Annotated in this window: 8 protein-coding genes; 6 read left to right on the top strand and 2 right to left on the bottom strand. The window is 71.3% G+C overall.

Going from position 1 to position 12,021, the window contains the following annotated elements; all coding sequences use genetic code 11:
* Positions 1–229: 229 nt before the first annotated feature.
* Positions 230–889 carry a TetR/AcrR family transcriptional regulator gene (locus QL987_RS01475; protein WP_290155936.1) on the bottom strand — a complete coding sequence of 220 codons (660 nt, stop codon included), beginning with the start codon at positions 887–889 and terminating at the stop codon, positions 230–232.
* Positions 890–1,055: 166 nt separating this feature from the next.
* On the opposite strand from QL987_RS01475, the gene QL987_RS01470 reads away from it, so the two are divergent.
* The 5 genes from QL987_RS01470 (at position 1,056) to hrpA (ending at position 10,637) form a co-directional block, all read left to right on the top strand.
* Positions 1,056–2,627, top strand: coding sequence for an MFS transporter (locus QL987_RS01470; protein WP_290155934.1), 1,572 nt, complete (start codon positions 1,056–1,058; stop codon positions 2,625–2,627).
* A 199-nt stretch (positions 2,628–2,826) separates the two neighbouring features.
* On the top strand, positions 2,827–3,672 hold the full coding sequence (locus QL987_RS01465; protein WP_290155932.1) for a rhodanese-like domain-containing protein: 846 nt from the start codon (positions 2,827–2,829) through the stop codon (positions 3,670–3,672).
* A gap of 63 nt (positions 3,673–3,735) precedes the next feature.
* Positions 3,736–4,803, top strand: a complete 1,068-nt coding sequence (locus QL987_RS01460) for an NAD-dependent epimerase/dehydratase family protein (protein WP_290155930.1) — start codon at positions 3,736–3,738, stop codon at positions 4,801–4,803.
* A gap of 103 nt (positions 4,804–4,906) precedes the next feature.
* Complete coding sequence (locus tag QL987_RS01455; RefSeq protein ID WP_290155928.1) at positions 4,907–6,763, top strand: DUF255 domain-containing protein; 1,857 nt, start codon at positions 4,907–4,909, stop codon at positions 6,761–6,763.
* A 34-nt stretch (positions 6,764–6,797) separates the two neighbouring features.
* Complete coding sequence (hrpA, locus tag QL987_RS01450; protein ID WP_290155926.1) at positions 6,798–10,637, top strand: ATP-dependent RNA helicase HrpA; 3,840 nt, start codon at positions 6,798–6,800, stop codon at positions 10,635–10,637.
* A 59-nt stretch (positions 10,638–10,696) separates the two neighbouring features.
* Here hrpA and QL987_RS01445 read toward each other — a convergent pair whose 3' ends face one another.
* Positions 10,697–11,422 carry a hypothetical protein gene (locus tag QL987_RS01445; RefSeq protein ID WP_290155924.1) on the bottom strand — a complete coding sequence of 242 codons (726 nt, stop codon included), beginning with the start codon at positions 11,420–11,422 and terminating at the stop codon, positions 10,697–10,699.
* A gap of 221 nt (positions 11,423–11,643) precedes the next feature.
* Here QL987_RS01445 and QL987_RS01440 point away from each other — a divergent pair, with 221 nt between their 5' ends.
* The gene (locus tag QL987_RS01440) at positions 11,644–12,012 is read left to right on the top strand and encodes a VOC family protein (RefSeq protein WP_290155922.1); all 369 of its coding nucleotides are present in this window, start codon (positions 11,644–11,646) and stop codon (positions 12,010–12,012) included.
* The last annotated feature ends 9 nt before the right edge of the window (positions 12,013–12,021 follow it).

Genomic DNA, 12,021 nt, shown 5'->3' with positions numbered 1-12,021 from the left:
GGCCCGCCGCCGGCACGGCGGTCCGGAACCGGCGGCGTGGGCCCGGTCCGGAGCGGGGCGAGCGGTCACGACACCCCGCCCGCTGCCCGCGAGTGGTCACGAACCGTCGGTTCGGCGCGCCTGAGGCGACGGTTCTCGACCGGTCGGCGGACGTGAACGGTGGGTCCTGACCAGTCGGCAGCCCGGTGGCGGCGGACGCCGACGGACCTGAGCGGTGTGTCGTGACCGGTCAGGACTGGGCGTGCAGGGCGCGTTCGATGGTCTCGCGGTCCAGGGGGTCGCCGAGCATGCCGTCCGGGTCGACCGGCGGCAGGACGCCGTCGATGACGACCTTGGCGTACCGACGCCAGGCGTCCGGGTCGTGGGCGCGGGTCGCGTCGGCGACGGCGCCGATCATCGTGGTCAGCATCGGCAGGTCGCGGTAGTCGAAGCCGTCGCGGACGACCCCGGCGTCGCGCGCGCGGCCGATGATCGTGGAGACCTGGCGTTCGAGCCGGTCGCGCTCGTGGACGATCGACGGCCGGGCCTTGCCGGCTCGGACGATCGCGTCGGCGAGGGCGCGGTCCCGCGCCCGGAACTCGAACACGCCCATCAGGTAGAGGCGGAGCGACTCGCGCGGGTCGATCTCGGCGGCGGCACGTTCGGCCGCGGCGTTCATGGCCTCGAACTTCGTCGCGAGCAGGGCTTCGATCAGGGAGTCCTTGTCGGCGAAGCGCCGGTAGACCGTGCCGACGCCGACGCCGGCTTCGTGCGCGATGTCGTTCAGCGTCACGGACAGTCCGCGCTCGGCGAAGCACTTGCGTGCGGTCTGGAGGATCAGCTCGCGGTTGCGTGCCGCGTCGGCTCGGAGAGGCCGTTCGAGGTCGGCGTGCTGATCGGTGGTGCTCACGGTGACGACCGTAGTTGAACTTTCTGGGAACAAGCGGATGCACCTGCTCCGTTTTGGTCTACAGTGGTCCGAAGCGGATGCCTGGCATCCGGTTCCACCACACCATTACAGCGCCCGACGGCGCGCGCTGCGAACACCCTCCACCCCTTCTCGAAGGAGGTCTGTCGTGACGGCAGAACAGACAGCGCCCGCACCCACCGGTTCGGCGCCCACGACATCCGGTACCACCGCATCCGGTGGCACTGCGTCCGGTGCCACCGCACCGCGTAAGGACCACCGCTGGATCACCCTGGCGGTCATCGCCCTCGCGCAGCTCATGGTCGTGCTCGACGCGACCATCGTGAACATCGCGCTGCCCTCGGCGCAGCAGGACCTCGGGTTCGGGACCGACCAGCGACAGTGGGTCGTCACGGCATACTCGCTGGCGTTCGGCTCCCTGCTGCTGCTCGGCGGCCGGCTCGGTGACCTCTTCGGCCGCAAGAACACCTTCATCATCGGACTCGTCGGGTTCGCCCTGGCCTCGGTGCTCGGTGGCCTGGCCGACTCGTTCGGTCTGCTCGTCGCCGCCCGCGCACTGCAGGGTGCCTTCGGCGCGCTGCTCGCCCCGTCCGCACTCGGCATGCTGACGACGACCTTCCGGGACCCGAAGGAACGCGGCCGTGCGTTCGGCATCTTCGGCTCGATCGCCGGTTCCGGTGCGGCCATCGGCCTGCTGCTCGGCGGCGTCCTGACCGAGTACACCTCGTGGCGCTGGTGCCTCTACGTCAACGTCGTCTTCGCCGTGCTCGGGGTCATCGGTGCGCTGGTCTTCATGGTGAAGCCCCCGAAGGCCGACCGCCCCCGCATCGACGTCCTCGGCGTCCTCACGATCACCCTCGGGCTGGTCGGCGTCGTCTACGGCTTCTCGAACGCCGAGACCAACGGCTGGGACGACCCCGTCACGATCGCGATGCTCGCCGTCGGTGTCGTGCTGATCGCGGCCTTCGTGTTCATCGAGACCCGCGTCGCACACCCGCTACTGCCCCTGCGTGTCGTGCTCGACCGTGACCGCGGTGGCTCGTTCGTCGCGATCGGCCTCGTGGCGATCGGCATGTTCGGGATCTTCCTGTTCCTGACCTACTACCTCGAGCAGACCCTCGGCTTCTCGGCGCTGCAGACCGGCCTGGCATTCCTGCCGATGCCGCTGTCGATCATGATCTCCGCGACGCAGATCGGCGGCCGCCTGCTGCCCCGCGTCGGCCCGAAGATCCTGATCTTCGCCGGTGGCCTCGTCGCCGCGACCGGGCTCCTGCTGCTGCTCCGCACCGACCTCGACAGCTCCTACGCGGGAACCGTCCTGCCGGCACTGATCGTGATCGGGCTCGGCATGGGCACGATCTTCTCGTCCGCGATGAACACCGCGACGACCGGTGTGGCCCGCTCCGACGCCGGTGTGGCCTCCGCGACCGTCAACACGATGCAGCAGATCGGTGGCTCGATCGGGACGGCGCTGCTGTCGACGATCTTCGCCGACGTGGTGAAGAACAGCCTCTCCGGGCTGAACGCAGCGCCCACGAAGCTGCAGCAGGCGCAGGCCACGCTCGACGGCTACCACGCAGCCTTCGGCATCTCGGCCGGCGTGCTCGTGCTCGTCGCGATCGCCAGCGGGTTGCTCATCAACCGGCAGTCGGTCCGTCTGGCACGCCTCGCTCGTGCCGGATCGGACACGACCGGCAGCGTCCCGGTCGCCGCGCACTGACCCGGCCCCACCACAGCAGCACGTCGAACGCCGACCGGCCCCGCAGCAACATGCGGAGCGGGTCGGCGTTCGTCATGTCGCAAGCCACCGTCCTGTCGCAAGCCACATCGCGCGGACGCCCAGAGTCCTGTCCGTGCCCTGTTCCGAACTGTTGCTGAATCTCTGTCATCAGTCGGAGGTCTCGATTAGCGTTTGGCTCATGGCACCCGTCCTGACCTCGCCGCTCGTGTCGACGCAGTGGCTCGCCGACCACCTGGGTGCGGACGACCTGCTCGTCCTCGACGCCTCGGTGCACACGGACGGCATCGGGTTCGACATGTCGTGGCACTCCGCCCGCGACGCCCACGAGCGTCGCGGACACGTCCCGGGTGCCGTCTACGCCGACCTCATCGACGAGTTCTCGGCTGCCGAGTCAGACCTGCCGCTCACCCGTCCCGGGGTCGACCGCTTCGAGTCCGCAGCCCGCGCGCTCGGGGTGAGCCGTGCCTCCACGGTCGTGGTCTACGACGACGGCATCGGTGAGTGGAGCGCTCGCCTGTGGTGGATCTTCCGGTCATTCGGCTTCGACGCCGTCGCCGTGCTCGACGGCGGCTTCCCGAAGTGGCGCGACGAGGGTCGCCCGGTCCGCGTCGGCGCGCTGTCCCGCACGCCCCGACCGTCCGCGGACGCGTTCGTCGCGGGAGAAGAGCGTCCGCTCTGGGCCGACCGCGCGCGGGTCCTCCGTGCGGTCGACGGGTCCGAACCCGCTGCGCTCGTCATGGCTGCCGACCCGGCCGTCCTGGGCGACGACCACCCGCCGATCGTCCCGGGCAGCACCACCATCGGTGTCCGTGCGCTGCTCGACGGGTCGAACGCGCTCCTCCGGCAGCCCGAGCTGAAGCGGGCCCTCGCACCGGTCCTCTCGGCGGACGAGGTCGTGACCTACTGCGGTGTCGGCAGCGCCTCGTGCGTGGACGCCCTGGCCCTCACGGTGCTCGGCCACCAGAAGGTCCGGGTCTACGACGGGTCGCTCGCCGAGTGGTGGCGGGAGCCGATCGCTTCCTGACCGGCCGACGCCCCCTGCTCGGCTGGCGCTGCCGGTCCCCCGCGGCGGGCTAGCGTTGCCCGCATGAGCAGCAGACGCGCGGTCGTCCTCGGCGGTACCGGCGGCATCGGGTCCCAGGTCGCCCGCGAACTCCTCGACGTGTCCGGCCGGGGCGGCGACGACTGGGAGGTCGAAGTCGTCTCCCGCACCGGTGGGCCGGTCGCCGACGAACTGCTGGCCCGCGGTGCGGTCGGCCGTCCGGGAGACCGACGCGACACCGCGTTCCTGCGCGACCTGCTGCGTCCCGGCGCGGACTTGCTCGTCGACACGGTCGGCGTGACCCGCGACGATGCCCTGCAGCTGGCCCCGTTCCTCGACGACGTGGGATCGACCGTCTTCGTGTCGTCCAAGGCGGTCTACGCCGACGAGCAGGGGCGGCACGCGAACTCGGTCGACAAGCCGGTGTTCGGCGGTGCGGTCACCGAACTCCAGCCCACGGTTGCCCCGGGCGACGCCGACCCGACGAGCCGCGACGGGTACGGCGCCGCGAAGGTCGCCGCCGAACAGGTCCTGCTCGACCACGGTGCCCCCGTCACGGTCCTGCGTCCCTCGAAGGTGTACGGCGTCGGCATCGGCCGGCCCCGCGAATGGTTCGTCGTGCGTCGGGTGCTCGACGGCCGCGAGCGCATCCTGCTCGCTGACGAGGGCCGCGGCGTCGACCACACCACGGCGGCGTCGGGCATCGCATCCCTGGTCCGACTCGTCGCCGACGCGCCCGACCGCCGGATCCTCAACGTCGCCGACGACACGGCGCCCAGTGTCCTCGAGATCGTCCGGACCGTCGGCGGCCACCTCGGCCACACGTTCGACGAGGTCCTGCTCGGCGAGGACGCCCCCGCGTTCGTCGGCCTCACGCCGTGGTCCGTGCCGTCGCCGTTCGTGCTCGACACCGCCGCAGCACGGGCGCTCGGATGGGTGCCGCCGCGCTTCGCGGACGCGGTCGTGCCGGAGATCGACTGGCTGGTCGAGACCGCGCACCGCACGCCGGCCGACGGGGACGTCCCGTGGGCAGCTGACTCGTTCTGGGACCGGATGTTCGACTACGGGCCGGAGGACGCGGCGATGGTGCTGCTGTCGCTCGGGCTCGGCTGACGCCGGACTCGGCAGGGGCGCACGGGGCTGTGGACAGCGGCGGCTCGTCCACAGATCGGCCTGGAGGCCCGCCCACACAGGGCGCGCGAGGCACGCTGGGTGCATGAACGACAACCGGCTCGGGACCGCCGTCAGCCCCTACCTCCGCCAGCACGCCGGCAACCCGGTGGACTGGCGTGAGTGGGGAGCGGACGCCTTCGCCGAGGCGCGGGAGCGTGACGTGCCCGTCCTGGTGTCGATCGGCTACGCCACGTGCCACTGGTGTCACGTCATGGCGCGCGAGAGCTTCTCCGACCCGGAGATCGGCGCGATGCTCCGACAGGACTTCGTCGCCGTGAAGGTGGACCGTGAAGAGCGGCCCGACGTCGACTCGAGCGCGATGGCCGCGGCGAGCGCCTTCACGGAACAGCTCGGGTGGCCGTTGACGGTCTTCATGACGCCGGACGCGCAGGTGTTCTACGCCGGCACCTACTACCCGCCGCAGCCGGTCGGCGAGCACCCGTCGTTCCAGCAGGTCACGGCGGCGGTGCTCGATGCGTGGCGGGACCGCCGGCACGAGGTCGACGCGAACGCGGCGGCCGTCGCGCGGGCGATCCGTCAGGGTGCCGAGGCGGACGCGGCGGCCGCGCAGGCCGCGCGGCATGGCGGGGGTGGGGCGGGCCTCCCGTCAGCGGATGCGATCCACGGCGTCGTCGCGGACCTCGAGCGCGCAGAAGACGCGACGTACGGCGGGTTCGGTGGAGCGCCGAAGTTCCCGAACGCCCCGTTGCTGGAGTTCCTCGGCGACGCGGCCGCGGACGGCGACGCCGCTGCCGGCGCCCTTCTCTCGCGTGCGCTGGACGCGATCGCCGGGTCGGAGCTGACCGACCCCGACGGCGGGGTCTTCCGGTACGCGACCCGTCGTGACTGGTCCGTCCCGCACTACGAGCGGATGCTCTACGACAACGCCGGGCTGCTCGCGGTGGCCGACGCGGACCGGGCCCGGGGCATCGCGGACTTCCTCCGGGACACCCTGCGCCGACCGGACGGCGCGTTCGTGGCGGCACAGGACAGCGAGTCGACGATCGACGGCCGTCGGGTGGAGGGCGAGTGGTACCGGCTGCCCCGCGATGAACGCGCCCGGCTCGATCCGCCGCCGCTGGACGACCAGGTGCTCACCGGCTGGAACGGACTCGCGATCCGGGGGCTGGTGCTGGCGGGCATTCGCGCGGGCGACGACGAGATGATCACCCTCGCATGTGCCGCGGCCGACGCCGTGATCGACGGGCACCTCCGCGACGGCCACGTCGTCGTCCGGTCGAGCACGCCGCGCGGTGTCTCGTCCGCGCCGGCGACCGTGGAGGACCTCGGGTTGTTCGCGGAGGGGCTGCTCGAACTCGCCCTCGCGACCGGTGAACTGCGGTACGCGACGATCGCCCGAACCCTGGTGGACGACGGACTCTCCGGTGCGCTCGAGGTCGACCCCGTCCTGGCTGCCGCGGGCACCGCGACCGGCGAACAGCCGCAGACGGCCCTGCGATCGGGGACGGTGGCGCTGGCCGGTGCTGCGGCGACGCTGTCCGCCCTCACTGGTGACGACGAGCTCCGTCACGCTGCCGAGCGGCTCGTCGCCGAGCGCGCCCGGACGGGTGTGGAGCGGCCGCTCGGGCACGCCGACGCCCTGGGTCTGGCGCTGGCGCTGCAGCGGCCCTCACGAGAGGTCGTCCTGGTGGCGGACCAGCGGTCAGACCCCACGGTCGCGGGCATGCTCGACGCCGTCCGGACCGCCCGACGTCCAGGAACACTCATCGCCGTGCTCACGCGAGCACAGGCTGCGGAGTGGGCCGCGGCGGGCTTCTCGTTGTTCGACGGCCGCGACGGACTCGACGGCGTTACCTACGTGTGCCACGACCGGGTGTGTGCGCTGCCGGTACGGAACACGGACGACCTGCTGGGCCAGCTCGCTGTCCGGCACGGCTGAGCACGGCGCGCCCGGACGGTATCCTGGAATGCTCATGTCGAATCCCCCCGTCATCACGTACCCGCCCGAGCTGCCCGTCTCGCAGCGGCGGGACGACATCGCCGCTGCGATCCGCGACAACCAGGTCGTCATCGTCGCCGGTGCCACCGGGTCGGGCAAGACGACGCAGCTGCCGAAGATCTGCCTCGAACTCGGGCGCGAGAGCATCGGCCACACCCAGCCCCGACGCATCGCGGCGCGCACGATCGCGGAACGGGTGTCGGAAGAACTCGGCGGCGGCCTCGGCGACCTCGTCGGGTACCAGGTGCGCTTCACCGACAAGGTCAGTGCCGCCACCCGGATCAAGGTGATGACCGACGGCATCCTGCTCAACGAGATCCACTTCGACCGCGACCTGAAGCGGTACGACACGATCATCATCGACGAGGCGCACGAGCGGTCCCTGACGATCGACTTCCTGCTCGGTTACCTCAAGCGGCTCCTCACACGGCGCCCCGACCTCAAGCTCATCATCACGAGTGCCACGATCGACCCGGGGTCCTTCTCCAGGCACTTCGACGACGCCCCGATCATCGAGGTCTCCGGCCGCACGTACCCGGTGGAGATCCGGTACCGGCCGCTCGTCGCCGAGGACACCGGCGACGACTCCGACGACGACGAGTCCGACTCCCGCACCGGCGACAGCGGCAGCAACGCCGACGACCGCGACACCCTGCAGGGCATCACCGACGCACTCGACGAACTCGCGCGGGAAGACCCGGGCGACGTCCTGGTGTTCCTGTCCGGCGAGAACGAGATCCGCGACGCGCAGGACGCCATCGAGGGCAAGCGCTACCCGGGCACCGAGGTCCTCCCCCTCTACGGACGACTGTCCGCAGCGGACCAGCACCGGGTGTTCCAGCGGTCGAACACCCCGGGCCTCCGCCGACGTGTCGTGCTCGCCACGAACGTCGCCGAGACCTCGCTGACCGTCCCCGGCATCAAGTACGTCGTCGACACCGGCACCGCCCGCATCTCGCGGTACTCCCCGCGGGCGAAGGTGCAGCGGCTGCCGATCGAGGCGATCTCGCAGGCGTCCGCCAACCAGCGCTCCGGCCGTGCCGGTCGCACGAGTGCGGGCATCGCGATCCGGCTCTACTCGGAAGACGACTTCGACCGCCGTCCGGAGTACACCGACCCGGAGATCCTCCGCACGAACCTGGCGGCCGTCATCCTGCAGATGATCTCGCTCGGGTTCGGGGACATCGAGTCGTTCCCGTTCCTGCAGCCGCCGGACTCTCGCGGCGTGAAGGACGGTCTGGACCTGCTCCGTGAGCTCCGTGCTGTCGACACCGAGGGTGCGATCACGAAGACCGGCAAGCAGCTCACCCGCCTGCCGATCGACCCGCGGCTCGGCCGGATGGTGCTCGAGGCGAGCCGTCAGGGTGTCGGTCGTGAGGTCATCGCGATCGTCTCGGCGCTGAGCATCCAGGACCCCCGCGAACGTCCGCTCGAGAAGCGTGCCCAGGCCGATCAGCTGCACAGTCGCTTCGCCGACCCGACCAGCGACTTCCTGACGCTGCTCGGCCTCTGGAACTACCTGGAAGAGAAGCAGGACGAACTGTCGTCGAGCGCGTTCCGCCGGATGTGCAAGACGGAGTTCCTCAACCACCTGCGGATCCGCGAGTGGCAGGACCTGTACCGCCAGCTGTCCCGCGCGGCCAAGCAGGTCGGCATCCACGTCGGCACGGAACGCAAGGACGACCCGGACTCGGTGCACCGCGCGCTGCTCGCGGGACTCCTCAGCCAGATCGGGCTCCGCGACCGCGAGAAGCGCGACTACCTCGGTTCGCGGAACACCCGGTTCGTGGTCTTCCCCGGCAGCGTCCTGGCGAAGAAGCAGCCGGACGCCGTGATGGCCGCCGAGCTCGTCGAGACCAGCCGACTGTTCGCCCGGACCGTCGGCCGCATCGACACCGCCTGGGTCGAACCGTTGGCCGGTGACCTGCTCAAGCGCACCTACGGCGAACCCCACTGGGAGAAGAAGCAGGGCGCCGTCGTCGCCTACGAACGGGTGACCCTGTTCGGCGTCCCGATCGTGCAGCGCCGACGCGTGCAGTACAACCGGATCGACCCCGTGCACTCGCGTGAGCTGTTCATCCGGCACGCCCTGGTCGAGGGCGAATGGGAGTCACAGCAGGCGTTCGACCGGTCGAACCGGAAGCTCCGCCGCGAACTCGAACAGCTCGAGGAGCGCACCCGCCGCCGCGACATCCTGCTCGACGACGAGACGGTCGTCGAGTTCTACGACGCGCGGATCCCGGCCGAGATCGCCACCACCCGCGACTTCGAGGGCTGGTGGCGTCGGACCCGGCGTGACCAGCCGGATCTCCTCACCATGCGGCGCGAGGACCTGCTCGACGAGTCCGCTGCCTCCGCCGCCGAGGACGACGCCGAGTACCCGACCCAGTGGCGGAGCGGCGACCAGCGCCTCGCCGTCCGGTACCGGTTCGAGCCGGGCGCCGAGGACGACGGCGTCAGCGTGCAGGTGCCGCTCGCCGTCCTGCCACGCATGCGCGAAGAGGGCTTCGACTGGCAGGTGCGCGGCCTCCGCAAGGAGCTGGTGACCGCGCTCATCAAGGCCCTGCCGAAGCAGATCCGGAAGAACGTCGTCCCGGCTGCCGACTGGGCCGAGAAGATCGTCACCGAACTCCCCGACGACGCCCCGACGACGCCGACCGAGAGCTTCCGCGCCACCCTGGCGAAGACGATCCAGCGGCTCGTGCACGTGCCCGTGTCGGAGTCCGACTTCGACATGTCCCGGGTGCCGTCACACCTGCTGCCCACCTACGCGGTAGTCGACGAACGCGGCCGCCGGGTCGAGGCCGGCAAGGACCTGTCCGCCCTGCAGACGAAGCTGAAGGACCGGACCCAGCAGAGCGTCGCCGCCGCCACGCAGCGGTCGGGAGGCTCGTCCCGCGTCGCCGACGCCGGTTCCGGCCGCCGCATCGAACGGTCCGGCCTCACCGCGTGGCCGGACCAGGACCTGCCCGAGGTCCTCGACACGAAGCAGGCGGGCGGCGTCATCCGCGCGTACCCGGCCCTGGTCGAGGAGGGCTCCGGCCCGAAGGCGACCGTCGGCGTGCAACTCCTCGCGACGCCGGGCGACCGCGCCGTGCAGATGCCGGCCGGGGTCCGACGCCTGGTGATGCTCGCCGTGCCCTCCCCCGTGTCGTACATCCAGCAGCACCTCACCGCGCAGGAGAAGCTCGCCCTGGCCGCGAGCCCGTACCCGTCGACGAACGCACTGTTCGACGACGTCCTGGCCGCCGTCGTCGACGCCGGGATCCGCCGGACGCACCCCGACGGGATGGTGTTCGCGCGGGTGGCGTTCGACCAGGTGCGCGACGCCGTGTCGTCGACGGTCGTCGACACGATGTTCACCGCCGTGTCCGAGGTCGCCGCCGTCCTGACCGCGCAGCGGAACGCCGAACGGGCGATGAAGCAGGCGACGAACATGGCGCTGCTGCCCGCGCTGTCGGACATGCGGCAGCAGATGGAGCGCCTGGTGTTCGCCGGGTTCGTCTCGGTGGCGGGGCTCGACCGGCTCCGACGCATCCGCGTGTACCTGCAGGGCATCGAGGCCCGCGTGACGAAGCTGCTGCAGAACCCGGGCCGAGACGCGAGCTGGATGCGCGAGGTCACCGGGGCCACCGAGCGCTACGTCGAGGCGGGTGGGGCCTTCCCGCCGTCGGTCGGCTCGCACCCGGAGCTCGTGCACGCACGCTGGATGCTCGAGGAGTTCCGCCTCAGTCTCTTCGCGCAGGAGCTCGGCACGGCGGAGACCGTGTCCCTGCAGCGGATCACGAAGGCGCTGACCGCCGCCAGCCGCTGACCCGCGCCGTCCCGACGGGGGACGGCGCGGCCCGCCGACCAGTAGCGAGGAGGCGGGCCTCACCCGCGGTCGGCCAGGCACTCGGTGCTGATGAACACCTCGCCGGAGGTCGTGGCGACGGCACGGACGGTCCACGGCGACGAGCCGTTCAGCTCCTCCGGATGCTCAGTACTCGGCGGATCCTGGCTGATGCCCGCACCCGACCAGAGCGCAGCCACGGCGTCGAACCGAGTCCGCTCCTCCGCTGTCGGTGCGGTCGGTGCCGCCGTGGAACCCTCATCGGGGCGGCGGAGGTCGTAGATGAAGGACGTGCCCGGCTGGTCGTTGCGGAGTGGGCACTCCTGCCTGGTCACCTCGGCGCCCGCGGGGTCCAGGTCCGACTGCAGGAGCGCAGCGGTGCGGGAACCCAGCTCCCGAAGCTCCCCGGAAGCGTCTCGGTCACCGAAGTGGCGTTCCGCCGCGGTGGCTGGCTGGGCGCGTCGCTGGGCGTGCTGGGCGGTGGTGCCGATCGTGTTGAGCAGCGCCGTTCCGTCCAACGCCCCGGCGATGCAGAGGACGACGATCGCCGCGATCATCGCCGCCGACGACCGGCTGCGGTCCTCCCGGCGTTCGCGGACCTCGACGACGAGCACGGCTGCCGGGATCCCGACGGCGATGGCGACGCCCAACAGGACGGCCAGTGTGGTGCCCGGGGTCGGCTCTCCGGACCCGAATGTCTGCTGCAGGCTCGCCCCGAGTTGGAACGCGAAGCCCACGACGAGGGCAACCGGCATCAGCAACGCCACGACGACACTCGACGACCGGTTGGTCACCTGTGTGGACTGGGCGGGCGGCGCCGGGGTCGTCCGGCCCGGGACGGCAGCGTCGAGCCCGTAGGGACCTGGTGCAGCCCGGTCCTCGTCCGGCTGCGACTCGGGTCCGTCGTCCGGTCCGCGGTCGTGATCGCGTGCAACGTTCATGTTCCCCCCGAGACCCATCTTGCCGGACCAGGACTACGGTGACCGCCATGATCGGCTCACTCGACGTCGTCGTCCTGGACTGCCCGGACACCCGCGCCCTCGCTCGCTTCTACGCCGAAGTCCTCGGCGGGGAGATCGTCGCCTACGACGAGGACTGGGCCGAAGTGGTCCTGCCCTTCGCCGGACACCGACCGTTGCTCGCCCTGCAGCGGGTCGACGACTACCGGGCTCCGGACTGGCCGGGGCAGGACGTCCCGCAGCAGGTCCACCTCGACGTGAAGGTGGACGACCTCGACGTCGGTGAACAGGCCGTGTTGGCGATCGGCGCGCGGGCGACGGGCGAGGGCACCGACACCTTCCGGGTCTACCTCGACCCGGCGGGGCACCCGTTCTGCCTGGTTCGCCCCCAGGACTGACCGGCGCCG

It is taken from the genome of Curtobacterium sp. APC 4022 (assembly GCF_030407555.1).
Classification (GTDB): Bacteria; Actinomycetota; Actinomycetes; order Actinomycetales; family Microbacteriaceae; genus Curtobacterium.
Note: the sequence above shows the minus strand (reverse complement) of the source record. Positions and strands in the feature narration are given on the sequence as shown.